At 69.8% G+C, this 25316-nt stretch carries 21 protein-coding genes and 1 pseudogene; 12 read left to right on the top strand and 10 right to left on the bottom strand.

Going from position 1 to position 25316, the window contains the following annotated elements:
- Positions 1-33: 33 nt before the first annotated feature.
- Complete coding sequence (locus KV397_RS11810) at positions 34-801, bottom strand: IclR family transcriptional regulator (protein ID WP_047522738.1); 768 nt, start codon at positions 799-801, stop codon at positions 34-36.
- Positions 802-959: 158 nt separating this feature from the next.
- On the opposite strand from KV397_RS11810, the gene dhaK reads away from it, so the two are divergent.
- The 8 genes and pseudogenes from dhaK to KV397_RS11775 all read left to right on the top strand — a co-directional run bounded on the left by dhaK (position 960) and on the right by KV397_RS11775 (position 9119).
- Complete coding sequence (gene dhaK, locus KV397_RS11805) at positions 960-1952, top strand: dihydroxyacetone kinase subunit DhaK (protein WP_047522754.1); 993 nt, start codon at positions 960-962, stop codon at positions 1950-1952.
- Positions 1952-2593: a dihydroxyacetone kinase subunit DhaL gene (gene dhaL, locus KV397_RS11800; protein WP_131494420.1), complete on the top strand. Its 642-nt coding sequence runs from the start codon at positions 1952-1954 to the stop codon at positions 2591-2593. Before dhaK ends, dhaL begins: the two co-directional genes overlap by 1 nt.
- Positions 2593-3327, top strand: a pseudogene (locus KV397_RS17455) (HPr family phosphocarrier protein); the annotation flags it as partial. The gene dhaL and the pseudogene KV397_RS17455, both read left to right, overlap by 1 nt.
- A 108-nt stretch (positions 3328-3435) precedes the next feature.
- Positions 3436-5106, top strand: a complete 1671-nt coding sequence (ptsP, locus tag KV397_RS11795) for a phosphoenolpyruvate--protein phosphotransferase (RefSeq protein WP_407665301.1) — start codon at positions 3436-3438, stop codon at positions 5104-5106.
- Between the two features lie 145 nt (positions 5107-5251).
- On the top strand, positions 5252-6538 hold the full coding sequence (locus KV397_RS11790) for a hypothetical protein (protein WP_261811341.1): 1287 nt from the start codon (positions 5252-5254) through the stop codon (positions 6536-6538).
- Between the two features lie 113 nt (positions 6539-6651).
- The gene (gene paaI, locus KV397_RS11785) at positions 6652-7080 is read left to right on the top strand and encodes a hydroxyphenylacetyl-CoA thioesterase PaaI (protein WP_261811340.1); all 429 of its coding nucleotides are present in this window, start codon (positions 6652-6654) and stop codon (positions 7078-7080) included.
- A gap of 25 nt (positions 7081-7105) precedes the next feature.
- Positions 7106-8431, top strand: a complete 1326-nt coding sequence (gene paaK, locus KV397_RS11780) for a phenylacetate--CoA ligase PaaK (RefSeq protein ID WP_407665261.1) — start codon at positions 7106-7108, stop codon at positions 8429-8431.
- Positions 8432-8510: 79 nt separating this feature from the next.
- The gene (locus KV397_RS11775; protein ID WP_081997108.1) at positions 8511-9119 is read left to right on the top strand and encodes a TetR/AcrR family transcriptional regulator; all 609 of its coding nucleotides are present in this window, start codon (positions 8511-8513) and stop codon (positions 9117-9119) included.
- Between the two features lie 268 nt (positions 9120-9387).
- On the opposite strand, the gene paaZ is transcribed toward KV397_RS11775, so the two are convergent.
- The 8 genes from paaZ to pdhA form a co-directional block, all read right to left on the bottom strand.
- A complete protein-coding gene (paaZ, locus tag KV397_RS11770) occupies positions 9388-11472 on the bottom strand; it encodes a phenylacetic acid degradation bifunctional protein PaaZ (RefSeq protein WP_261811339.1) in 2085 nt (694 codons plus the stop codon).
- A 14-nt stretch (positions 11473-11486) separates the two neighbouring features.
- Positions 11487-12353: a 3-hydroxyacyl-CoA dehydrogenase family protein gene (locus KV397_RS11765; RefSeq protein WP_261811338.1), complete on the bottom strand. Its 867-nt coding sequence runs from the start codon at positions 12351-12353 to the stop codon at positions 11487-11489.
- A complete protein-coding gene (locus KV397_RS11760) occupies positions 12350-13105 on the bottom strand; it encodes an enoyl-CoA hydratase/isomerase family protein (RefSeq protein WP_261811337.1) in 756 nt (251 codons plus the stop codon). Before KV397_RS11760 ends, KV397_RS11765 begins: the two co-directional genes overlap by 4 nt.
- Positions 13105-14295: an acetyl-CoA C-acyltransferase gene (locus tag KV397_RS11755; RefSeq protein ID WP_261811336.1), complete on the bottom strand. Its 1191-nt coding sequence runs from the start codon at positions 14293-14295 to the stop codon at positions 13105-13107. The genes KV397_RS11760 and KV397_RS11755 overlap by 1 nt, the downstream gene beginning before the upstream one ends.
- Positions 14296-14425: 130 nt before the next feature.
- Positions 14426-15745 carry an MFS transporter gene (locus tag KV397_RS11750; protein ID WP_047521704.1) on the bottom strand — a complete coding sequence of 440 codons (1320 nt, stop codon included), beginning with the start codon at positions 15743-15745 and terminating at the stop codon, positions 14426-14428.
- 133 nt (positions 15746-15878) lie between these two features.
- Positions 15879-17276: a dihydrolipoamide acetyltransferase family protein gene (locus KV397_RS11745; RefSeq protein WP_261811335.1), complete on the bottom strand. Its 1398-nt coding sequence runs from the start codon at positions 17274-17276 to the stop codon at positions 15879-15881.
- Positions 17273-18301 (bottom strand): alpha-ketoacid dehydrogenase subunit beta, encoded by a 1029-nt coding sequence (locus tag KV397_RS11740; RefSeq protein WP_194239191.1) that lies wholly within the window; start codon positions 18299-18301, stop codon positions 17273-17275. The genes KV397_RS11745 and KV397_RS11740 overlap by 4 nt, the downstream gene beginning before the upstream one ends.
- Positions 18298-19416, bottom strand: coding sequence for a pyruvate dehydrogenase (acetyl-transferring) E1 component subunit alpha (gene pdhA, locus KV397_RS11735; RefSeq protein ID WP_131493801.1), 1119 nt, complete (start codon positions 19414-19416; stop codon positions 18298-18300). The genes KV397_RS11740 and pdhA overlap by 4 nt, the downstream gene beginning before the upstream one ends.
- Before the next feature lie 152 nt (positions 19417-19568).
- Between pdhA and KV397_RS11730 the strand changes: the two genes are divergently transcribed.
- The 3 genes from KV397_RS11730 (at position 19569) to KV397_RS11720 (ending at position 23454) form a co-directional block, all read left to right on the top strand.
- Entirely contained in the window at positions 19569-20006 is a 438-nt protein-coding gene (locus KV397_RS11730) for an Lrp/AsnC family transcriptional regulator (protein ID WP_194239192.1), read from the top strand.
- Positions 20007-20547: 541 nt separating this feature from the next.
- Positions 20548-21987, top strand: coding sequence for an aldehyde dehydrogenase family protein (locus KV397_RS11725; RefSeq protein ID WP_194239193.1), 1440 nt, complete (start codon positions 20548-20550; stop codon positions 21985-21987).
- Between the two features lie 3 nt (positions 21988-21990).
- Positions 21991-23454 carry a GMC family oxidoreductase gene (locus KV397_RS11720; protein ID WP_232762315.1) on the top strand — a complete coding sequence of 488 codons (1464 nt, stop codon included), beginning with the start codon at positions 21991-21993 and terminating at the stop codon, positions 23452-23454.
- A gap of 92 nt (positions 23455-23546) precedes the next feature.
- Here KV397_RS11720 and KV397_RS11715 read toward each other — a convergent pair whose 3' ends face one another.
- Complete coding sequence (locus KV397_RS11715) at positions 23547-24158, bottom strand: TetR/AcrR family transcriptional regulator (protein ID WP_261811334.1); 612 nt, start codon at positions 24156-24158, stop codon at positions 23547-23549.
- A gap of 150 nt (positions 24159-24308) precedes the next feature.
- Between KV397_RS11715 and KV397_RS11710 the strand changes: the two genes are divergently transcribed.
- A complete protein-coding gene (locus tag KV397_RS11710) occupies positions 24309-25313 on the top strand; it encodes an ABC transporter substrate-binding protein (RefSeq protein ID WP_261811333.1) in 1005 nt (334 codons plus the stop codon).
- The last annotated feature ends 3 nt before the right edge of the window (positions 25314-25316 follow it).

Genomic DNA, 25316 nt, shown 5'->3' with positions numbered 1-25316 from the left:
GCGGGCCTGTCGGCGGCGGTCAGTCGGCGGCGGTCAGTCGTCGGCGGGTGCGACGCGCGGCGGCCAGGTGGTGGCACCGAGTTCGCGTGAGATGTTGCGGGCCGTCTCGCGGAGGGCGTTGAGGATCGCGTCCGAGGCCGGGGTCTGCGAGGTGGGCAGCACCACGGCGACGGCCGCGACGATGTCGTTCGAGGCATCGGCGACCGGTGCGGCGAGCGAGGATTCCCCGAGCACGGCTTCGTCGAACTCACCGGCGGTCCCGCGCTCGGCGATCGACGGCAGCTCCAGGGTCAACCGTGCGACATCGGTGATCGTGTCGCCGGTGAGGCTGCGCAGTGGCTGTTCGAAGACGCTCTGCTGGAAGCCCTGGTCGTAGGCGAGCAGCACCTTGCCCATCGCCGAGGCGTGCGCGGGGATCGCGACCCCGGTCTCCAGCATCTGCTGGCTGTCGTCGGGGCGCAGGTTGTGGTGGATCACGAGCACATCGGTGAAGTGCGGGGCCCCCAGCCGCACCGAGAGGTTCGTGCGCCGTGCGAGTTCCTGCGTCCAGCGCATCGCCCGCGCGCGCACATCCAGGGTGTCGAGGTACACGTTGCTCAGGCGCAGGAGCGTCGGCCCGAGCATGTAGCGCTGGCCCCCGCGCTCCTTCGCGACGAGCCCGTGCGCGCGTAACGACTTGACGATCCCGTGCACGGTCGACGGCGGCAGGCTGAGCGCTGCAGCGAGGTCGGTGATGCCGAGATGGCGTGCCCCTTGGAGCAGTTCGAGGATCTTCGCCGCGCGGTCGATCGCCTGGATCACGGGGAGCCCTCCTTCCGGTGCGTCGTCGAGCCGGTGTCAGTGCAGCCGGGCTTCACGAATGATCTTGACAACCCGGCTGGCTCCGAGCATATTCGACATTAACGAATTCCTTTCGGATTTTGCGAAAGAGACCACGAAGGATCAAAGGAGATCGAATGATGAAGAAGCTCATCAACGCCCCGCAAGATGTTCTCGTCGAATCTCTGAGAGGTGTCGCGCTCGCTCATCCCGAGCTCTCCGTCGACCTCGAGAACCACGTGATCACTCGCGCGACGCCGAAGGCACAGGGCAAGGTCGCGATCGTCTCCGGGGGCGGCTCCGGTCACGAGCCGCTGCACGGCGGCTTCGTCGGAACCGGGATGCTGGATGCCGCGGTCGCCGGAGAGGTGTTCACCTCCCCGACGCCGGACCGCGTGCAGGTGGCCACCAAGGCCGTGGATCGCGGGGCCGGTGTGCTCCACATCGTGAAGAACTACACGGGCGACGTGCTGAACTTCGAGATGGCCGCCGAGCTCGCCTCGATGGAGGGGATCGAGGTCGGCAGCATCACCGTGGACGACGACGTCGCGGTGCAGGACTCCCTGTACACGGCGGGGCGTCGCGGTGTCGGTCTGACCGTGCTGCTCGAGAAGCTCGTGGGTGCCGCCGCGGAGGAGGGCCGCGATCTCGCCGCCGTCGTCGCGCTGGCCGAGAAGATCAACGGGCAGGGCCGCTCGATGGGCATGGCGCTCACCAGCTGCACCGTGCCCGCGGCAGGGAAGCCCACCTTCGATCTGCCGGACGATCAGATGGAGATCGGCATCGGCATCCACGGTGAGCCGGGCCGTCACCGTGAACCACTGGCCCCCGCGGCGGACATCGCGCGGCAGCTCGTCGAGCCGATCCTCGCCGACCTCGACGCCACCGGCCCCTCGATCGTGATGCTCAACGGCATGGGCGCGACACCCCTCATCGAGCTCTACCTGATGTATGGCGAGGTGGCGGCGATCCTCGAGAAGTCCGGGGTCCAGATCGCCAGGAACCTCGTGGGCAACTACATCACCTCGCTCGACATGGCGGGATGCTCGGTCACCGTGCTCAAGGCGGACGACGAGCTGTTGCGTCTGTGGGACGCGCCGGTCAACACCCCCGGTCTGCGGTGGGGCGCCTGATGGCTGCTGTCGACACCGCCGTCCTCGCCGACTGGGTCTCCCGGTTCGGCACGGCCGTCACCGAGAAGCGTGACTGGCTCACGGAACTCGACTCGGCCATCGGCGACGCCGATCACGGTGCGAACATGGCCCGAGGGATGAGTGCCGTCGGCGAGAAGCTCGCAGGGGGCGCACCCGGAACGATCGACGAGCTGCTGAAGACGGTCGGCATGACCCTGGTGAGTTCCGTCGGTGGGGCCAGCGGACCGCTCTACGGCACCTTCTTCCTGCGGATGGGGATGGCTGCGGGCGCGGTGTCCGAGCTCGACGGCCCTGCCCTCGCGACCGCGCTGCGTGCGGGGCTCGACGGCATCGTCGCGCGCGGCAAGGCCGAAGCGGGGGACAAGACGATGTTCGATGCGATGGCGCCGGCCGTCGACGCGATGGACGCCGCGCTCGCCGAGGGCTCGACCGTCGCGGACGCCGTCACCGCCGCGGCCGATGCCGCAGAGAAGGGCCGAGACGCCACGTTGCCGCTGGTCGCACGCAAGGGACGGGCGAGTTATCTCGGCGAGCGCAGCGCCGGTCACCTCGACCCCGGGGCGGCGTCCACGGCGATCCTCTTCGACACGCTCGCCGCGGCGGTCGCGGGCAGCGCCTGATGATCGGTATCGTCGCCGTCTCCCACAGCGCACGGCTCGGGGAGGCGGCACTGGAGCTTGCCCTGCAGATGGTCCAGGGGCCCGCTGTGCGCGTGCGGGTGGCCGCGGGCGCTGGCGTGGACGGCGACGGCGTGCCGGTCCTCGGAACGGATGCCGTGGCGGTGGCCGCGGCGATCGACGAGCTGGCTGCGGACTGCGAGGGAGTCCTGGTCCTGATGGACCTCGGGTCGGCGGTGCTGAGTGCGGAACTCGCGCTCGAACTGCGCGCGAGCGACGTACCGGTCCGGCTCGCTCCCGCGCCGTTCGTGGAGGGGCTGCTCGCCGCCGTCGTCTCGGCCGCGGCGGGGAGCGACCTGGATGCGGTGGCTTCCGAGGCGACCTCCGCGCTCGGGGCGAAGACCGGGCAGCTCGGGGTCCCGGAAAACGCCGCGCCCGCACCCGATTCCGCGACGGATTCATCGGATGCTGCGTCGTCCTCCACGGTCGAGGACGCAGGCGAGGCGCTCGTTCGTCGTGTGCGGGTGCGCAATCCGCAAGGGCTCCACGCACGCCCCGCCGCCCTGATCGCCGAGGCGTCCGCAGGGGCGGAGGTGCGGCTGCGACGACTTCCCGACGGACCCGATGCGTCGGCGGCGAGCCTCTCGCGTCTCCTCGTCCTCGGCGCGCGGCAGGGCGATGAGATCGAACTGACGGTGAGAGGGGCGCAGGCCGCCACCGTGGCGGAGCGGCTGTCCGCGCTGTTCGACGACGGGTTCGGCGAGGGAACCGACGCGGCAGCGCCCGCCCCCGCCCCGGCTGCCCCCACCGAAGGCCCCGCCGCTGTCGAGGACGCCCCGGTCACGATCGCGTCCGGCGCTGTGCTGCGCGGGCGCGGGGTGAGCCCCGGTCGGGTCGCGGCCCCCGTCGTGCACCTCGCGCCGGCCGTTGCTGAACCCGATGCGGACACCGTCATCGCGGTGGAGGAACGCGATGCCGAAGTGTCGGCGATCGAATGGGCGGCCGTGGCGGTGGCGGACCAGCTGCGGACGCGCACTGCCCAGGCCACGGGGGAGGCGCGGGCGATCCTCGATGCGTCGCGGCTGCTCGCCTCCGATCCCGAGCTGGTCTCCGAGGCGACCGCGCTGGTCCGTGCGAAGGGGCGCAGTGCCGCCCGTGCCGTGTGGGAGACCGGCCTGGCGCACGAGAAGGGCCTCACCGCACTGGGCGGTCGCATGGCGGAGCGCGCGGCGGACATCCGTGACGTGCGCGACAGGATCATCGCCGAGATCCTCCAAGTCGACATGCCGGGGGTGCCGGAGCGTGAGGAACCGTTCGTGCTCGTCGCGACCGACCTGTCGCCTGCCGACACGGCGACGCTCGGCGAGGGGCGGTGCGTCGGCCTCGTGACAGAGCAGGGAGGTCCGACCTCCCATACGGCGATCATCGCTCGCTCGCTCGGGCTTCCCGCGGTGGTCGGTGTGGCCGGCGCAGTCGGCATTCCTGTCGGGGCGACGCTTCTCGTCGACGGCGGCCGCGGCACGGTCGAGGTCGACCCGCCGGAGTCACGGGTCGCGGAAGCGGCGGCAGCGGCGACCGCGGTGGAGTTCGACGGGACCGGGCGTCTCGCAGACGGACACCGCGTGGCGCTGCTCGCGAACGTCGGAGGGGCCGCGGACGCCGTGAACGCGGCGGCAGCGCGCGCGGAGGGCGTGGGGCTGTTCCGGACGGAGTTCTGCTTCCTGGACAGGGCGGACGCCCCGTCGGTCGAGGAACAGACCGCCGCATACCGCGGCGTGCTCGCTGCCTTCCCCGGCCGCAAGGTGGTCGTTCGGACGCTGGATGCCGGAAGTGACAAGCCTCTCCCGTTCGCGAATGCGGATCACGAGGACAACCCGGCCCTGGGGGTCCGCGGTCTGAGGATCGCGCGTCGTCGTCCGCAGCTCCTCGACGATCAATTGCGGGCGCTCGCCTGGGCCGCAGAAGCGGAGTCGGCGCAGGTCGACGTGATGGCTCCGATGGTCGCGACGGTCGAAGAAGCGCGGGAGTTCGCCGAGCGGGCTCGTGCTGCGGGGATCGAACGCGCGGGCATCATGATCGAGACTCCCTCGGCCGCGTTGCTCGCCGCGGAGCTGTTCGAGGTGGTCGACTTCGTGAGTCTGGGAACGAACGACCTGGCCCAGTACACGCTCGCGGCCGACCGCCTCCTGAGTGATCTCGGCGACTTGAACGACCCGTGGCAGCCGGCCGTCCTGCGCCTGATCGGCATCGTCGGCGAGGCGGGGAGGGCGGCCGGGAAGTCCGTCGGAGTGTGCGGGGAAGCCGCGAGCGATCCCGCACTCGCCCCGGTTCTCGTGGGCCTGGGTGCGACCTCGCTGTCGATGACTCCGCGGTCGCTCGGCCGCGTCGCCGAGGCCCTCTCCGTGGTGAGCGAGGAGGACTGCCGCCGGGCTGCCGAAGCGGTGCTCGGCGCACGCACCGTCGACGAGGCGAGGGCGGTGGCGAGGACGGGGGAGGCCCACGCCGAGTTTCTCTGACCCCGGATTCATGCCCGGCGGGGAATGTTCACCGTCTCATTCCGATATCGACATCCTGGGCGCTCGTCGCCGGTCGGCAGCCTCGCCCTAGGCTCGTCGGAAACGGGGTGTCGGATCGGACGCCGAAGAGGAGTCGGAGGGACACATGTCGCAGAAGCTGTCGGTACGAAAGAGCGTGATCGGTGCTCTGGCGGTGGGTGTCCTGGTGGCGCTCGCCGGCTGCGCGCCCACTCCGCAATCGACGCCGGAGCCCAGCACCGCTCCGGTCGCTCCGACGCCCGATCCCTATGCGGGGCCGATCGCCTTCGTCGGAGACGAGCTGGACTGGTTCCTCCTGAGTGCCGACGAGATCGCGGCCATGCTCCCCGATGTCGGAGAGGTCAGCCCGGCGGTCTCCTCCCTGATCCAGGTCTCCGATGGAGGTGGCCCCGAGCCTGTTCCCGCGATCTGCAGCGCGCTCGCGGCCGAGACCTCGTTGGGGTCGATCGGTGCGCGCTCCGTCACCTGGACGACGGCGGAGGAGGGGAGTGACGGGTGGCTCCACGTGCTCCAGTTCGCCGACGAAGAGGCCGCGAAGGCCCGAATGGATCAGTATGTCGATGCGGCGGCGCAGTGCGTCGAATTCGAGTTCGGCGGACCGGCCACTTTCGCGTCTTCGACAGCAGAAGGCGACGGCGGCATCCGAGCCCTTGCCGGCTCGCTGATCATCACCTACTCGACCGGTGGTGGCCACAGCCTCTACAAGAGCTACGTCTCGGTCGGGAACGTGATCGTCGAGGTGTGGCAGCCGTTCACCGGCGAGCCGGCGTTCGACGCCGAGGCCGCCGCAGCGCTGCTGCGCGATCGCGCGGAGGAGGCTCGGCGGATGTTGATCGACAAGCTGACGGCGAACCCTCCTGCGCCCGTCGACACGCCCGCGGCAGCCGACCCGGCCGCGCCGTGGAGCGCCTGGCAGATCACTCCGGTGGGCGTCGGGCCGGTGCAGCTGGGCGTCGAGCTCGACGAGGCGATCGCGGCGGCGCCCGGAGCCCGCATCCAGGAACCCGAGTGGGAGGGGGGACCGACGCGACTGATCGCCGCGGATGATTCCGCGTCGCTGCTGCTCGAAACGCAGGAAGGCGGGACGTTGGTCTCGGCCCTCACCGTGGGGATCGCGAACACCGTCGGCGATCGGTCGGATGACGGAGCGGCGCTTCCGTCCGCAGACGGCGTGAAGGTCGGGGATCCCGTCTCCGTCGCCGTCGCCGCATTCCCGGAAGGCACGGACCTTCGTATCGTCTCCTCGGGGGAGTACTTCTACGAGTCGTCGACCCGAGAGGGTGTGACGCTGCGCTTCCGTCTCGACCGTGACTCGGTCGGCGACGACGGTGCCGTGATCACCGGGATCACGCTGGAGGATGCCACCCTGCGCAACGCGCTGATCTTCGGCTGACGCCTTCTCGCAGACCGATCTTCGCATCGGGCTTCATTACTAACCGATCGTTCAGTTAGTATGGGCCCGTCGGGGCATCGCTGCCGCGGCACCACGCGACGAGGAGGTCGACGATGACGGAAGCGATGACGCGCACCACGGATGCGGTGCGGGCGAACCGCGCGATGATGGAGCGCGATCAGGCCTCGGCCGCACTCGGACTCGTCGTCGAGCGCGACGACCCCGGTCACGCCGTGGTCTCGATGCGCGTGCGTGACGACATGACGAACGGGTTCCACATCACGCACGGGGGCTTCGTGTTCGCCTTGGCCGACACCGCGTTCGCGATCGCCTGCAACGAGGACGACAGGGTCACGGTCGCCGCGGGCGCCGATATCTCGTTCCTGAAGTCCACGGTCGCCGGGCAGACGCTGACCGCGACGGCCGTCCGCCGCACCCGCGCCGGCCGCTCCGGCATCTATGACGTGACCGTGGTCGATGAGCTCGGCGACACGGTCGCGGAGTTCCGTGGCCGTTCGCGCACCACCAACCAGGCCTTCTGACCCCCCCGATCCGATGGAGTCTCCCGTGTCGATGACGACCGCCGCATCCACCCGCATCCACCCGCCCTCGGCCGACGAGCTCGACGCCGAGGAACGCATGAGCCGAGCGGAGATCGAGCGGCTTCAGCTCACCCGCCTGCAGCAGACCGTGCGCCACGCCTACGCGAACGTGCCCCTGTACACGCGCAAGTTCGATGACGCCGGAGTACACCCCGACGACATCCGCACCCTCGCCGATGTCGAGCGGCTGCCGTTCACGACGAAGGACGATCTGCGCGAGACCTACCCGTTCGGCATGTTCGCCGTGCCGATGGAGGACGTCGCTCGCATCCACGCGTCCAGTGGCACCACGGGGCGTCCGACCGTCGTGGGCTACACCCGCGGCGATCTCGATCGCTGGGGATCGCTGGTCGCCCGGTCACTGCGCGCCAGCGGCATCCGCCGGGGGATGAAGGTGCACAACGCCTACGGCTACGGCCTCTTCACCGGTGGGCTCGGTGCGCACGCAGGAATCGAAGCGCTCGGAGCCACGGTCATCCCGATGTCCGGCGGCCAGACCGCGCGACAGGTGCAGCTCATCCGCGACTTCGAGCCGGACGCGATCCTCTGCACGCCGAGCTATCTCCTGACGATCGCGGACGCGATGGTCGCGCAGGGCATCGACCCGCGCTCGACCTCGCTCCGGGTCGCGGTGCTCGGAGCGGAGCCGTGGACGAACGAGATGCGGCAGGAGCTCGAACTGCGACTCGGCATCGACGCCCTCGACATCTACGGGCTCAGCGAGGTGATGGGACCGGGCGTGGGCAACGAGTGCCTGGAGACCAAGGACGGCCCGCACCTGTGGGAGGACCACTTCCTGCCGGAGGTCATCGACGCCGAGACCCGGGCCGCGCTCCCGGACGGCGAACTCGGCGAACTCGTGTTCACCTCCCTCACCAAGGAGGCTTTCCCGGTCATCCGCTACCGCACCCGCGATCTCACCCGGCTCCTGCCCGGGACCGCTCGGCCCGGCATGCGGCGCATGGAGAAGGTGACCGGGCGCAACGACGACATGATCATCCTGCGGGGCGTGAACCTCTTCCCGACGCAGATCGAGGAACTGGTGCTCGGCATCGAGCAGTTGACCCCCCACTTCATCCTGGAGCTCTCCAAGGAGGGCCGGATGGACACGATGACCGTGCGTATCGAGCGGCACCCCGACCTCTCGGTCGAGACCTGCACCAGCGCGGCGAAGGTGCTGGCGCAGCGGATCAAGGTGTTCGTCGGCTCCACGGTCGCCGTCCAGCTCGAGGAGCCGGGCACGCTGCCGCGGAGCGAAGGCAAGTACAAGCGCGTCTACGACCTGCGCTGACCCGCGGGAGCGGTGGCCGAGCACGCCTCGCGGCCACCGCTCCCGCCGCACGGCACGATCGGATGCGAGACTGTGCATGATGTCAGAGATGCAGAGCACACGACGCGGCCGCCCGGGATACGACCAGCAGGGCATCCTCGCGGTCGCGGTCGCCGCTTTCAACGAGCACGGGTATGACGCCACGTCGATCGGCATGCTCGCCGAGCGGCTCGGACTGTCGAAGTCCGCGATCTACCACCACTTCGGGTCCAAGGACCAGATCCTCGACCTTGCTCTCGATGCGGCGCTCAGCGGACTCGAGGCCGTGGTGGACGATCCGCTTCCCGCGTCGGCGGTCGAGGCCAGCGCCGTGGCACGACTCGAGCATGTGCTCCGCGGCGCCGTGCACGTCCTGATCGCGCAGCTGCCGGCGGTCACGCTGCTGCTCCGGGTGCGCGGCAACACCGAGGTGGAGCGTCGAGCGCTGACCCGTCGTCGCGCTTTCGATCGTCGGATCACGGCCTTGGTGTCCGAGGCGCAGGCTGAGGGCGCGCTGCGCGCCGACATGGACGCCAGCGTCGTCGCCCGCCTGACCTTCGGCATGATCAACTCGATCGTCGAGTGGTACCGACCCGGGGGCAGGGAAGGCGCGGATCGGCTGGCGGACGACGTCGTGGCCATCGCGCTCGACGGACTGCGTCGTCGCTGACTCCCGCCACCCCGCCATCCCGTCATCCCGCGCCGCCCCGCCACCCCGAGGCCCCGCCACCCCGACGCCCCGTCCTGTCGTCGAGGCCCCGTCCTGTCGTCGACGCCCCGCTGGGGCGACGCGGACTCGAGGGGGCGTCGACGACGGAAGGGGGCCTCGACGACGGAAGCGGGAAGGGGGCGTCGACGGCGGAAGGGGGCGTCGACGACGGAAGGGGGCCTCGACGGCGGGAGGGGGCGTCGACGGCGGGAGGGGGTGTCGAGGGGACTCAGGCAGCCTCCGCCTGCTGCTTCGCGACGAGGGTGAGCACGTCGTAGGTGGCGACGATCTCCTCGCGCTGGTTCTTCAGCACCGAGTCCCAGCGCACCTCGCCGTACTCGTCGGTCTCGCGCGGGGTGATCTGCTTCGCGGTGAGCTCGACACGGATCTCGTCGCCGGGGGAGACGGGCGTCACGAAGCGCAGGTTCTCCAGCCCGGAGTTCGCGAGCACGGGGCCGGGTGCCGGATCGACGAAGAGCCCCGCCGCCCACGACACGAGCAGGTACCCGTGGGCGACACGACCGGGGAAGAACGGGTTCGCCGCCGCGGAGGTCTCGTCCATGTGCGCGTAGAAGGTGTCGCCCGTGAAGGCCGCGAACGTCTCGATGTCGTCGAGGGTCACGGTGCGCGAACCGCTCACGACCTGGTCCCCGATGCTGAGCTCGGCCAGGGACTTGCGGAACGGGTGGATGCCGTCGCTCTCCTGGTACGGACGCGCGTCCGCCCCCTGGTGCCACACCCCGGTCAGGGCCGTCATCATGGTGGGAGAGCCCTGCACGGCGGTGCGCTGCATGTGATGGAGGACGGCGCGGATTCCCCCGAGCTCCTCGCCGCCGCCGGCCCGCCCCGGCCCTCCGTGGACGAGGTTCGGGAGCGGGGAGCCATGACCCGTCGAGCTTCGGGCGTCATCGCGGTCGAGGAACAGGACACGACCGTTGTAGGCGGCCATTCCGGTGGTCAGGGCGACAGCGACCTCGGGGTCGTGCGTCGCCACGCTCGTCACCAGCGATCCGCCACCGCGGGCGACCAGAGCGCTCGCTTCGTCGAGGGTGCGATAGCCGAGGATGCTCGAGACCGGGCCGAACGCTTCGATCTCGTTGACCGCCGCGCTCTCGGGGTCGGTGAAGCGGAGCAGCATCGGCGCGACGAATGCGCCGTCCGGAGCTGGTCCCTCACTGCCGTCGTCGTGACGGACGTTCGGTGCGTCGGTCGATCCGACCACCAGTTCGCCGCCGCCGTCCTGCAGGCGCGACACCTGGCGCAGCACCTCGTCGCGCTGGGCGGTCGAGGCGAGGGGTCCCATCGTGACCCCCTCGGCGCGCGGATCGCCGAGGACGACGCGCTCCGAAAGGCGGGCCTGCACGGCGCGGATGACGTCGTCGACAGCTTCGGCCGGCACGATCGCGCGCCGGATCGCGGTGCACTTCTGACCGGCCTTCGTGGTCATCTCGGCCACGAGCTGTCGGACGTAGGCGTCGAACTCGGGCGTCCCGGAGACCGCGTCCGTCCCCAGGATCGAGGCGTTGATCGAGTCGGTCTCGCTCGTGAAGCGCACGCCGCCGGTCTGCACCGCATCGTGGGCGCGCAGCCGTTCGGCGGTCGATGCGGACCCGGTGAAGGCGACGAGGTCTCCCAGCCGGAGCGCCTCGAAGAGTCCGGGGACGCCGCCGGAGACGAGTTGCAGCGAGCCCTCGGGCAGGAGCTCCGATTCGACCATGATCCGCACCATGGCCTCTGCCAGATACCCGGTCGGGGTGGCCGGCTTCACCACCGTCGGCACGCCCGCGAGGAAGGCGGGGGCGAACTTCTCCAGCGCCCCCCAGACCGGGAAGTTGAACGCGTTGATCTGTACCGCGACACCGGGGAGTCGGGTGTAGATGTGCCGACCCAGGAAGGAGCCGTCCTTGGAGAGGTTCTCGATGCCGCCGTCGACATAGACCTTCGCGTTCGGGAGCTCCCGACGTCCCTTGCTGGAGTAGGCGAACAACACCCCGATCCCGCCGTCGATGTCGACCCACGAGTCCTGACGGGTCGCGCCGGTGCGGCTCGAGATCTCGTACAGCTCCTCCTTGCGCGCGGTGAGGGCGAGGGCGAGCTGCTTGAGGAGCACGGCGCGCTGATGGAACGTGAGCTCACCGAGCGAGGCCTGTCCTGCCCGGCGGGCATAGGTGAGCGCGCCCTCGAGGTCGATGCCCTCCGTCGAGACGCGGGCGACGACCCGGCCGGTCGATGCATCGCGCACCTCGGCCGCGTCGGTATCGGTGCCGGGCGTCCACCAGGCTCCCTGCAGATAGCTGGGGAGGATCTCCGTCATGTCTGTTCCCTTCATCAGGCGTCCCATTCGTAGAAGCCGCGTCCACTCTTGCGGCCCAGGTGTCCTTCGGCGACGAGGCGTCGCAGCAGAGTCGGTGGCTCGAAGCGCTCGCCGAGGTGGGCGGCGAGGTACTCGGCGATGCCGAGTCGGACATCGAGCCCGACGATGTCGGTCAGGCGCAGCGGACCGACCGGATGCTTGTAGCCCAGAGTCATCGCGGCATCGATGTCCTCGGCGGAGGCGACGCCCTCTTCCAGCATCCGGATCGCCTCGAGTCCGATCGCGACGCCGAGTCTCGACGACGCGAAGCCGGGGGCATCGGTCACCACGATCGGGGTCTTGTCGAGGGCGTGAATCCAGCCGCAGGCGGAGTCCACCTGCGTGGGAGCGGTCGCCGCGCCGCGGACGATCTCGACCAGCGTCGAGGCCGGCACCGGATTGAAGAAGTGCATACCGAGGAAGCGTTCGGGGCGGTCGAGTGTCGCCGCGAGCTCGTCGATCGAGATCGATGAGGTGTTGGAGGCGAGTGCGGCGTCGGGGCCGATCGCGGCCTCGACGCGGGTGAGCGCGTCGATCTTGAGGGCGAGATCCTCGGGCACGGCTTCCACGACGAGGTCGCAGGGAGCGAACAGCGCAGTGTCCGTCCCGGTCTCGAAGCGTGCCCGGTAGGCGTCGCCGGCCTCGTGCGCCGTGCCGCGGGAGATCGATGCATCCACGGACGAGAGCACGCGCGCGGCGGCAGCGTCGGCGGCGATCTCATCGCGCTCGATCACGGTGACCCGGGAGCCCGCGAGGAGGAACGCGTGGGCGATGCCGGCGCCCATGCGTCCACCGCCGAGCACTCCGACATGGGCGGGAGCGCTGCTGCTGCTCTGGGTCATCGGTCTCTCCGTTCCAGGAAGTCGGTCATCCGTCGGAACTTCTCCGGGCTCTCGAAGAGCTCGGCCTGCGCTTCCAGGTCGACGGCGGGGTGGCGGTCGCGGGGAGCGCGGAACACGCGCTTGGTCGCGATGGTCGCCGCGGGATCGTTGCGGCCGATTCGGTCGGCGATCGCCTCGGCCGCGGTCAGCAGGTCGGCGCTCTCGTGGATCGCCGAGACGAGGCCGATGCGCAGGGCCTCCTCCGCCGTCACGGTGCGTCCGGTGAGGAGCAGCTCGACGGCCCTGGCCTCGCCGACGATCTCCTTCAACCGCCAGCTCGCGCCGGCCGCGGCGATGATGCCGAGACCCGTCTCCGGGTTGCCGATCGCGAGGGCGGGCGTCGCGATCCGGATGTCCGCGGCATAGGCGAGTTCGGCGCCGCCGCCCAGGGCGTAGCCGTCGATCGCCGCGATGACCGGCATCGGCAGCTCGGCGATGCGCACGAAGGCGTTCGCGTTGATGCCGCGCAGCGCGTCGGCGGCCCGGCGCTCGCGCAGCTGGGCGATGTCGGCACCTGCGGCGAAGACGCCGTCGGCTCCGGTGAGGATCAGGGTCCGCGGCGTCTCCTCGAGCTCGGCGCAGAGGAGGTGCAGCGCATCGATGGTCGCCTGGTCGATCGCGTTCCGTTTGTGCGGCCGATGCAGCGTGGCGATCACCCGGTCGGGGCGGCGTTCGATGAGCAGGGGTGTCTCGGGGTCGATCTCGGCGGGCATCAGACCTTCTCCAGGATCACGGCAGCGCCCTGGCCGACGCCGACGCACATCGTCGCGAGTCCGTGCACAGAACCCTCGCGCTCCATGCGACCGAGCAGCGTGAGGAGCAGCCGCGAGCCGGACGAACCGAGCGGATGGCCGAGCGCGATGGCGCCCCCGTCGGCGTTGACCCGTTCCTCATCGAGTCCGAGCCGGCGGATGCACGCGATCGACTGCGTCGCGAACGCCTCATTGAGCTCGATCGAGCCGATGTCGTCGATCGACAGGCCGGCGCGGTGCAGCGCCTTCTGCGTCGCCGGGACCGGGCCCAGGCCCATGACCTCGGGGGCGAGGCCGGCGCTCGTGCCGACGACGATCCGGGCGCGCGGCACGAGGCCGTAGCGTTCGACCGCGGCGGCGCTCGCCACCACCACCGCCGAGGCGCCGTCGTTGAGCGCACTCGAGTTGCCGGCGGTCACGACCGTGCCTCCGGCGACGACGGGACGCAGCCGCGCGAGTGCGTCGAGGGTGGTCTCGGGGCGCGGGCCTTCGTCGACCCGCACCTCTGCGGTGCCGACCGGGACACCGACGATCTCGGGGGCGAAGCGGCCCGCGGTGATCGCCGCGATGGCGCGCTGCTGGGAGCGCAGAGCGAAGGCATCCGCCTCGTCGCGGGTGATCCCGTCGACGCGGGCGACCTCTTCCGCGGTCTCGGGCATCGTGAAGGTCGCCTTGTCCCGAGCCTGGAGCCGGGGGTTCGGGAAGCGCCAGCCGATCGAGGTGTCGAAGGCGGCCCCGGGCTTGGCCCATGCCTTCTCCGGCTTGGCCTGCACCCAGGGTGCTCGCGTCATGGATTCGACGCCGCCCGCGACGATGATGTCGGCGTCACCGGCACGGATCGCCTGCGCGGCCATCGTGACGGCGGACATCCCCGAGGCGCACAGCCGGTTCACCGTGATGCCGGGGACCGTGTCGGGGAGTCCGGCGAGCAGCACCGCCATCCGCGCGACGTTGCGGTTGTCCTCACCGGCCTGGTTCGCCGCACCGAGGATCACCTCGTCGATCTCGATCGAGGTGGCGTCGATGCCCGCCCGACGCACGGCTTCCGCGACGACGATCGCAGCGAGGTCGTCGGGGCGGACGGAAGCGAGGGAGCCTCCGTATCGGCCGACGGGGGTGCGTGCGCCTCCGACGAGGAATGCCTCGGTCATGCGGATCTCCTGACTGCGTCGTCTCGGTGCTGGCCGTGCCATACGATCGGCCAGTGAATTACTGACCGATCGTATGGTAATTATGGCACAGGCGCGGAGTCCGCCGCGATGCCGGCGGGCCGATCCGTGGTCAGACCGACAGATCGATGCCCTTGGTCTCCTTCACCAAGGACACCCCGATGAGCGAGATCACGGATGCCACGGCGATGTAGACGCCGATCGTCCATGCCGCCTGGAACTGGTTCAACAGGGCCTCGGCGATCATCGGCGCGAACGCCCCACCGAGGATGGCGCCGAGCGCGTACCCGATCGAGACGCCCGAGTACCGCACGTTCGCCGGGAACATCTCGGCGTACAGCGCCGCCTGCGGACCGTAGGAGAGGCCGAGCGCGAACGTCATCACGAAGAGCGCCACGAAGTACCAGAGGATGTTCGCGGTGTCGATCAGGAACCACATCGGGACCGCCCACAGAGCGAGCGCCACGTAGCCGATCTGGAAGGTGCGGATCCGACCGAGCCGATCGGAGAGGTGCCCGCCCCACAGGGTGAAGATGAGCCAGCCGAACGAGGCGAGTGTCGTCGCCAGCAGCACCGGAGGTCGGTCCATGCCGAGCGCCGTGACCGCGTAGGTGGCGAAGAACGCGATCAGCAGGTAGCCGGCGGCATTGTTCGCGATGAAGATGACGGCGGTGAGGATGACCTGCTTCGTGTTCTGGCGGAACAGCCGGCCGAGCGGCGCGGAGGCCTCCTTGCGGCGACGCACCAGGTCTTCGAAGATCGGGCTCTCATCGACGGCGCGGCGGATGACGTACCCGACTCCGATCAACACGATCGACAGCAGGAAGGGGATGCGCCAGCCCCACTCGAGGAACGCCTCGGGGGACATCGAGCTCGTGAGCACCCACAGCGTGAAGGTCGCGAGGATCATGCCGACCGGCACGCCGATCTGCGGGAAGGCGCCGAACAGCCCGCGACGTCCGCGCGGAGCGTGCTCGACGGCCATCAGGGCTGCGCCGCCCCACTCGCCGCCCGCGGAGAAGCCCTGCAGGATGCGGAGCAGGATCAGCAGGATCGGCGCAGCGACGCCGATCGCCGCGTAGGTGGGGAGGACGCCGATCAGCGAGGTCGACAGTCCCATCATGATGAGGGTGAAGACGAGCATCTTCTTGCGGCCGAGCTTGTCACCGAGATGCCCCGCGACGATGGCGCCCAGGGGGCGGAAGAGGAAGGAGATGCCGATCGTGGCGAAAGAGAGCACCTGTGCGAAGCCGGGACTGGACTCCGCGATGGGGGCGAGGAAGAGGGGAGCGAGCACCAGCCCCGCGGCCTGCGCGTAGATGAAGAAGTCGTACCACTCGATCGACGTCCCGACGAGGGTGCCGGCGAGTACTCGCCGTTCTTCGGCGGGCATCCTGCTCTTCTGAGTGGGACCGGAAACTGCTGTCGTCATGCGAACTCCGTTGTTCTGCGATTCGGGTTCGACGGCCGGGTGCCGTCGAGCATTCATGACCGAATGGTCGGTCAGTTAATCGCCGAGCGTATCGCATCGGAGCCGCCGCCGTGTAGGGGAAGCGGTATTCGGGTCAGATCCTCCCGTAGGCGCGCAGCGGATGCTCGATGAGCTCGGTCACGCGGCGCAGGAACCCTGCGGCGTATCCGCCATCGCACACGCGGTGGTCGAACACGAGCGACAGCTGCGCGACGCGCCGGACGACGATCGCACCCTCCACGACCCACGGGCGCTCGATGATCCGGCCGATGCCGAGGATCGCGACGTCCGGGTGGTTGATGATCGCGGCCGAGCCGTCGACGCCGAGGCCGCCGTAGTTGTTGAGGGTGAAGGTCGAACCGCGCAGGCGCTCCGGCGGCATCGATCCGGCTCTGGCCGTGGCGGCGAGCTCTCGCAGAGCGGTGTCGAGCTGATCCACGGTCAGCGCGTGCGCCCGCGGGAGGACGGGCACCAGCAGGCCGCGCTCGGTGTCCGCCGCGATGCCGAGGTTCACGCCGTCGAACAAGATCACCTCCTCGCCGCTCTCGCTGAGCCGCGATGCCAGCACGGGGAAGTCTTCGAGCGCGAGCAGGACGAAGCGCGCGAGCAGGGCCGTCACCGACGGGGCTCTGCCTCCCTCCGGCGCCATCCGTGCACGGAGGTCCCACAGCTCCGTCGCATCGACATCGACCCAGACGGTCGCCTCGGGAATCTCGGACCGGCTGCGGGTGAGCGTGGCGCTGACGGCTCGACGAAGGGGCGACATCCGCTCGCGCGACACCACGCCCAGTCCGTCGACGGTCTCGTCGCTCCCGGTGGTCACGCGGTGATGTGCGGCGGCGCCGTCCACGGCGTTCTCGACCGCGGCCTGCAGCACGTCCGCGCGGGTGATCGCCCCGTCCGGACCGGTCGCGGTGATCGCGTGCACGTCGAGTCCCAGATCCCGGGCGAGTCGGCGCACGAGCGGTGACCGGACCGCGACCGGGCGACGGTCGCGCGCAGACTCCGGCGTCGTGCGCTCGGGGGCGGGGGGAGCGGGCGGAGTCGGCGTGGCCGCGGCGGACGGACGGCGCCGCCCCTTCGCAGCGCGGGCCGTGGTGCCGTAGCCGATCAGGACGTTGCCCGAGCCGGCGCGCTCCTCCTCCCGGTACGCCTCGTGCTCGATCTCCGTCGGAGTGGTCTCCTGTTCCTCGGGGGCGGAGACGTCGTCGGCGTGCGGGGCGGCTACCGGGTCGACGACCTCGAGCACCGGGGCGCCGACGTCGATCGTGTCGCCGACCGTGCCGTGCAGTGCGGTCACGACACCGGCGAACGGGGACGGCAACTCGACGACGCTCTTGGCCGTCTCCACCTCGGCGATGGGCTGGTCGGTGACGATCGTGTCGCCGACCGCGACGAGCCACTGCACGAGGCCCGCCTCGGTCAGTCCCTCGCCCAGGTCGGGCAGGCGGAACACGTGAGTGGCCTGCGCGGACGTCGTCGGGGTGCTCATGCCTCGTCCTCCCAGTGCAGCGTGTCGATCGCATCGAGCACGCGGTCGACGTCGGGCAGATACCAGTGCTCGAACTTCGGCGGCGCATAGGGGGTGTCGAAGCCGGTGACCCTGCGCACGGGGGCGGCGAGATACTCGAAGCAGCGCTCGAACACGCGCGCCTGGATCTCGGATGCGACGCTCACATAGCCCGGGGCTTCGGCGATGACCACGGCGCGGCCCGTGGACTTCACGGCCGCGGTGACGGTCGCGTCGTCGAAGGGGGAGAGCGAGCGGACGTCGACGACCTGCACACTGCGTCCTTCCGTGGCGGCGACCTCGGCGACCTCGAGCGCGAGGGGGACGGAGGAGCCGTAGGCGAGGAGTGTCACGTCCGTCCCGGCCCGGGCGACACGCGCGGTGCCGAGCCGGGCGGTCTGCGCGGTGTCGACCTCGCCCTTGGCCCAGTAGAGCTTCTTCGGTTCCAGGAAGATCACGGGGTCGGGCGAGGAGATGGCCGCGCGCAGCAACGAGTACGCGTCCTGCGGCGTGGCGGGACTGACGACCGTGAGACCGGGGGTGTGCGCGTAGTACGCCTCGGAGGAGTCGCAGTGGTGCTCGACGCCGCCGATGCCGCCGCCGAACGGAATGCGGATCACCAGCGGCATCCGCAGGCCACCGCGCGTGCGGTTCCCGAGCTTGGCGACATGGCTGACGATCTGCTCGAACGCGGGGAGCGCGAACGCGTCGAACTGCAACTCGACGACGGGGTGCAGGCCGTTCATCGCCATGCCGACGGCGGTTCCCACGATGCCGGATTCCGCGAGGGGGGTGTCGAAGCAGCGATCCTCGCCGTAGCGGGCCGTGAGGCCGTCGGTGATGCGGAAGACACCGCCGAGCGCTCCCACGTCCTCGCCGAAGACCACTACGTCCGGATCGGACTCGATCGCATCGGCGAGAGCACGATTGAGGGCGGCAGCCATCGTCATGGTGGTCGTCGTCCCGACGTCGCTGTGCGTCGTGGTGTCGTCCTGCGCGATGGTCATCGGTGGCCTCCGTTCGTTGCGGTGTCCGCGTCGGCGAGCCGTGAGCGTTCGATCTCGTCGCGCAGCAGGTGCCACTGCTCGTCCAACTGTGGCGATCGGGTCGCGGTCACGTGGCGGAACAGGTCTTCGGGGTCGAGCTCGGCGTCGGTGTTCAGGGCGGCGCGCATGGCGGTCGCGATCTCCTCGGCGCCGGCGGCGAAGCGCTCCTCGGCGTCCGCGTCGAGAGCGCCCGTGGCGGTGAGGTGCGCGCGCAAGCGGGTGAGGGGATCGCGGGCGACCCAGGCCTGGACCTCGGCCCGCTCGCGGTAGCGGGTGTCGTCGTCGGCATTGGTGTGCGCCTGCATCCGGTACGTGTGAGCCTCGACGAGCGAGGGGCCTCCGCCGGTGCGGGCTCGCTCCACGGCCTCGCCGAGCACGGCCAGCACCGCGGCGACGTCGTTTCCGTCGACCCGCTGGCCGGGCATCCCGTAGCCGATCGCCTTGTGCGCGAGAGAGGGGGCGGCGGTCTGCCGGGAGAGCGGGACGGAGATGGCGAACTCGTTGTTCTGCACGAAGAACACGACCGGGACGTGGAACACGGCCGCGAAGTTCATGGCTTCGTGGAAGTCGCCCTCGCTCGTGGCCCCGTCGCCGCAGAGGGCGAGCACCACGGTCTCCTCTCCCCGATGCTTCGCGGCCTGCGCGAAGCCGACCGCGTGCAGCAGCTGGGTCGCCAACGGGGTCGCCTGAGGCGCGACGCGGTGGGCGCGGACGTCGTACCCCGAGTGCCAGTCACCCTTGAGGAGCACGAGCGCGTCAGCGGGTTCGACCCCGCGGGCGATGACGGCGACCGAATCGCGGTACGTCGGGAACAGCCAGTCCTCGGCTCCGAGGACCATCGCGGCGCCGACCTGGCATGCTTCCTGGCCTTGGGAAGAGGGGTAGACGGCGAGACGCCCCTGGCGCACGAGCGCGCCGGCCTGATCGTTGATCCGTCGTCCCTCGACGAGTCCGCGGTAGGCGGCCAGAAGGGTCTCGCCGTCGGGGAGCGGGTAGGGCGCGTCCGCGATGGGGGTGCCGTTCTCGTCGATCAGTTGCACCGCGGTGTCTCGCGGGAGCAGGTCGGTGTGCAGCATGCGTTCGCCCTCCTTGCCGAACTCGTTGGAGACAGCATGCCTCCGCGTGCGACAGTCATCCAAGATCGTTCGCTGAATCCTGGATGAAATCGCATCGAATAAGGCATTCTTGAACGAAGTGTCAGGATTCTCCGGCCGGCGGAAGGGGTCACATGATCGCGTTGGACGACACGGATCGAGCGATCCTCGAGGAACTGCGCCGCGATGCGCGCTCCTCGATGACGGCGATCGCGGACGCCGTGCACATCTCGCGCGCCGGCGCGCATGCGCGGATCAAACGGCTCACCGACGCGGGGGTGATCATCGGGTACTCGGTGCGCACCGATCCCGTCCTCCTCGGGCACCACGCGAGTGCGTACGTCACGCTCGCCATCGAGCAGGCCACCTGGCAGGCGGTGAGTGAGCGGCTGCGCGCGATCCCCGAGATCGAGCACATGGCGTTGGTCGGCGGCGACTTCGACGTGATCCTGCTCGTTCGGGCCAACGATGCCCGCGATCTGCGCCGCATCGTGCTGGAGGACATCCAGGCGATCCCGTCGATCCGTTCGACCAGGACAACACTGATCTTCGAGGACTACCCGCGGGCCTGAGCGTATCTCGCATGTCCGTGCCGCCCGGATCCGTTTTCGTGCCGCCCGGTCCGCCCCGCCCGGGTCCGCCCCGCCCGAAATGAAGGAGAACTCACGTTTCGAAGGACTGAATCCCGTGGATGCTCCTTCAAAGCGTGAGTTTTCCTTCAAAGCGTGAGTTTTCCTTCAAAGCGTGAGTTTTCCTTCAGGGTGTGAGTTTTCCTTCAGGGTGTGAGTTTTCCTTCAGGGTGTGAGTTTTCCTTCAGGGTGTGAGTTTTCCTTCAGGGTGTGAGTTTTCCTTCAGGGTGTGAGTTTTCCTTCAGGGTGTGAGTTCTCCTTCAGGGTGTGAGTTTTCCTTCAGGGCGTGAGTCTTCCTTCAGGGCGTGGGTTCTCCTTCGTGCGGGACAGGTGCGGGGCAGGCGCGGGGGCACGGCATCCTTCGCACTCGGACATCTGCGGCGCGCTCCGCGACAAGTGCCGGGAGGAACGCCGGTCGAGAATGAGAGGACGACCAGCTTCTCGACCGTCGCTGGCCCGCGTCACGCTCGAAGGAGAGTCCCCGATGTCCGATTCCGCCGCTTCCGCAGCCGCTGCGCTGCTCGACCGCATCCAGGCGCCGGAAGGCGCAGGCCGGGAGATCCCGGATGCCGCGACCCGGGAGGTCATCGGTCGTGCACCCGTCGCCACGGTCGACGACCTCGACGCAGCGATCGCTCGTGCGAAGGCGGCCCAGCCGGCGTGGGAGGCCCTCGGGCACGAGGAGCGCAGCGCGCTGCTCCTCGCCGCGGCCGACGCCATCGACGCGAATGCCGAGGGACTGGCGTACCTGCTCTCGCGCGAGCAGGGGAAGCCGCTGAACGGCCCGAACGCCCGCTTCGAGCTCGGAGCCTGCTCCGCCTGGCTGCGCACGAACGCCACGACGACGATCGAGCCGCAGATCCTGGTCGACGACGAGACGCTGCATGCCGAGCTCGTCTACAAGGCAGCCGGCGTCGTCGGTGCCATCGGCCCGTGGAACTGGCCGCTCATGATCACGGTCTGGCAGATCGGGCCCTCCCTGCGGATGGGCAACACCGTCGTGGCGAAGCCGAGCGAGTACACGCCGTTGAGCGTGCTCGCGATGATCGCGGTGATCAACGACGTGCTGCCCGCGGATGTCCTGATCGGCGTCTCCGGCGACCGTGAGGTCGGCGCCCGGCTCGCCTCGCACCCCGACATCGCCAAGATCATGTTCACCGGCTCGACCGCGACCGGGCGTCGCATCATCGAGAGCTCCGCCGGCAACCTGGCGCGCCTGACGCTCGAGCTCGGTGGCAACGACGCCGGCATCGTGCTCCCGGGCACCGACCCGGCAGCGATCGCGGAAGACCTCTTCTGGGGCGCGTTCATCAACACCGGGCAGACCTGCGCCGCGATGAAGCGCCTGTACGTTCACGACTCGGTCTACGACGAGGTCGTCGCCGCGCTCGCCGCCATCGCCGGATCGGTGCCGATGGGGAACGGGCTCGACGAGAACAACGTCCTGGGTCCGCTGCAGAACCGCGCCCAGTTCGACATCGTCAGCCGCTTGGTCGACGATGCGAAGAGCCGCGGCGCCCGCATCGTCACCGGTGGCGAGTCCGCCCCTGAGCTGGGCGAGCTCTTCTACCGGCCCACCATCGTCGCCGACATCGACAATGACGCGGCACTGGTGCAGGAGGAGCAGTTCGGTCCCGCGCTCCCGGTGATCCGCTACACCGACGTGGACGAGGCCTTCACCTGGGCGAACGCCCTGGACGCGGGGCTCGGCGCCTCCGTCTGGTCGAGCGACCCCGAGGCGGCACGGGAGGCGGCCTCGCGGATGCAGTCCGGCACGGTGTGGATCAACTCCCACGGCGGGCTGCACCCGATGGTGCCGTTCGGTGGAGTGAAGAGCTCGGGCTACGGGCTGGAGTTCGGGGTCGAGGGACTCAAGTCCGTCGCCGTGACCCAGGTCGTGTCGGGACCCGGCCGGAAGGGCTGACCCGTGCGCTCTGCCATCGTCGTCGGAGCAGGAACCTCGGGATCGATCGTCGCGCGTCGCCTCGTGGATGCCGGTGTCGCGGTGACCCTGGTCGAGGCCGGCGGATACGACACCAACCCGGCCATCCACGACCCCTCCCGGGCGGGCGAGCTCTGGCATTCCGCGGAGGACTGGGACTACTTCACCGTGCCGCAGGAGCACGCGGGCGGCCGCCGGCTGCACCTGCCCCGCGGCAAGGTCACCGGGGGATCGCACGCGTTGAACGCGATGATCTGGGTGCGAGGCGCGGCGTCCGACTACGACGCCTGGGAACGCGGAGGTGCGACCGGGTGGAGCTGGGCCGACGTCGAACCCGTGTACGACGCGATCGAGAACGACCTCCTCCCGGTGACCGACGACTACGCGCTCTCGCCGATCCAGGCCTCGATCATCGATGCTGCGGTGCAGGAGGGGCTTCCGCGCAATCCGGACTACAACGGCGGCACGCTCGACGGGGTCTCGCAAGAGCAGGTGACCATGCACGACGGTCGCCGGGTGAACACCTGGACGGCCTACGCGCAGCCCATCGCCGATCGGCTGACGATCCTCACCGGACGCGAGGTGCACTCGGTGATCGTCCGGGACGGAAGGGCGGTCGGCGTGCAGCTGGGGGAGGGGGAGGGGTCCGAGGAGGTCCTCGCCGACGAGGTGATCCTCGCAGCCGGCGCGATCGGCTCGCCCGTGATCCTGCTCCGTTCGGGAATCGGTCCCGCGGCCGACCTCACCGCGCTCGGCATTCCGGTCGTGCAGGACTCGCCCGGGGTCGGGCAGAACCTGCACGACCATCTGCTCTCACCGGTGATCTTCACGACGGGGCGTCCGGTCGGGCCTCCGCAGGCCGGGGTGTCGGTCACGCAGAGCCACCTCTTCTGGCGCAGCCGCGACGACCTCGCGGAGCCCGACACCCAGCCGATCCACTTCTCCGTTCCCATGTGGGGGGAGCTCGAGCCGCGCGGCGACGACGGGTTCACCCTGATGGCCGGGCTGGTGACGCCGCACAGCCGCGGAGCCCTCCGGCTCTCCGGCCCGGGGCTCGCCGACCTTCCGGAGATCGACCTGGCGGCGCTCGAAGACGATCGCGATGTGGCCTCCCTCGCCGCCTCCGTGCGGCAGGCGCGTCGGATCGGAGCACGCCCGGCACTCGCCGAGGACTGGGGTGCGGTCGAGGTCTACCCCGGGCCCGAGGTGTCGGACTCCGGCGTCGAGGACTGGGTGCGACGCACCGCCATCACCTACCACCACCAGGTCGGCACGTGCCGCATGGGGACGGACCCCGAGGCTGTCGTCGATCCCCGGTTGCGCGTCCACGGTGTCGCGGGGCTGCGGGTGATCGATGCCTCGGTGATGCCGACCGTGCCCACCGGCAACACGAACGCCCCCGCCGCGATGATCGGCGAACGCGGCGCCCAGTTCTTCCTGGAAGGCTGAGGGCGATGTCGAGACCCCCGCTCATCGTCGAGACCCCCGGTTGCGGTCGCCTGCAGCACGGGGTGTCGACGAGGAGCGGGGGCGTCGACCGCTCAGCTCGGGCGTGGAGGGGAAGGGTGGCGGAGCGTCGACAGCAGGGCGTCGAGTCCGTCGTTCAGCCGGCCGTCACCCGCCGAATCCGGCATCAGCACCGAGATCATCTGCCAGCCCGCGTTGCGCGAGGCGATCTCGTTGACCGCGGTCTCGATGTCGACGTCGTCGGCGAGCTCGCCGTCGTCCCGCGCCTCAATCAGGCACTGGCGGAACAGATCGCGCCAGTGCAGGTTGTTCACCCGGTGGATGCGGGTGACCTCGTCATCCTGCGACGCGTGGTCCCAGAAGGCGATCACCACCTTGGCGTACAGCGGTCCGTTCGGGCTGTACGGGAGGATCTCGCGGCAGATCCGTTCGAGTGCCTCCAGCCCGCGCACGCCTTCGATGCGGGCGTGGATGCGGTCGTTCGCGAGCGTGTACAGGCGCAGGAACGCGGCGGTGAGGATGCTTCTCTTGTCGGGGAAGTATCGCGCGATCGCGCCGTGGGCGTAGCCCGCTTCCGTGGCGATCTCCCGCATCGTGAGGCTGTCGAACCCCACCCGGATGATCACCTGCGTCGCAGCGTCCGCGATGTGCGTGCGCCGCTCCTCATGGTCGACGATCTTCGGCATGCTGTTTCCCCCTCACATCTCAAAATATCTGTTTGCTGTTTTTAGTCACCATCTGGTGACTAATGTAACCCGATCGTAATCAATCAAAAGCAAGGCACGAGTACGATCTTTAAAATCACCAACTGGTGACTAACTCGCAGAGGAGTTCTCATGAACGTCACACGTCTCGCACGTCGGGCATCCGGAGTCGCCGTGGCGGCCGGCGTGCTCGCCCTCGCCGCCTGCACGTCTGCACCCGCCTCCTCGCCATCGGGTGGCGACGGTGAGCTGACGACGCTCAAAGTGGCGACGATCGGCCTCGTCTCCGACGGCGCCCTGATCGTCGGTCAGGAGCAGGGGTTCTTCGAGGAGGAGGGGATCGCGCTCGAGACCTCGGTCGTGGCGAACCCGCCCGCCGGCCTCGCTGCGGCCCAGAGCGGACAGGTCGACGTGGCGTACGCGCCGAGCATCCCGCTGCTCAACGCCCTCTCCAGCGGCGTCCCGTTGAAGGTCATCGCCCCGGCCGACGGTTTCGTGGGCGGGGCCGCGGAGGGGGACGACCCGGCCTCGATGGACGACACCGGACTGTATGCGTCCGCCGCGAGCGGCATCACCTCGGTCGCCGATCTGGAAGGGGCGACCATCGCGGTGCCCGCGCGCAAGGCGCAGCTCGAGGTCGTCATCTCCGACACGCTCGACCGGGAAGGCGTCGACCCCGCCTCCGTGGAGTGGGTCGTCCTGGACTTCACCTCCGCCGTGGCCGCGCTCCAGAGCGGCAACGTCGATGCAGCGGGTCTCGTCAGCCCGTTCACGGGCGAGGCGGAGGCCGCCGGTGCCGTCTTCCTCGCCGCGCCGTCGGTCGGATTCTTCGAAGAAGGCGCCGTCGGGCTCTGGACGGCCGGTGACAGCACGATCGCCGCGAAGGCGGATGCGATCGCCGGGTTCCAGCGTGCCGTGGCGAAGAGCAACGCCTACGCGAACGAGCACCCGGAGGAAGCCATCCAGGCCGGCATCGACGCCACCGGCTCGACCCTGAGCGTCGACGACGTGAAGCTGCCCTTCTGGCCCGCGGAGGTCGCTCCGATCGACCTCGACCGGGTCAACGAGAAGCTCGTCGCCCTCGGGTACCTGCCTGCACCGGTCGACCTCGAGGGCGTCATCGTCGGAGTCGAGTGACCA

The sequence above is a fragment of the Microbacterium aurugineum genome (genome assembly GCF_023101205.1).
Lineage (GTDB): Bacteria > Actinomycetota > Actinomycetes > Actinomycetales > Microbacteriaceae > Microbacterium > Microbacterium aurugineum.
This window is presented reverse-complemented; position numbering and strand designations above follow the sequence as displayed.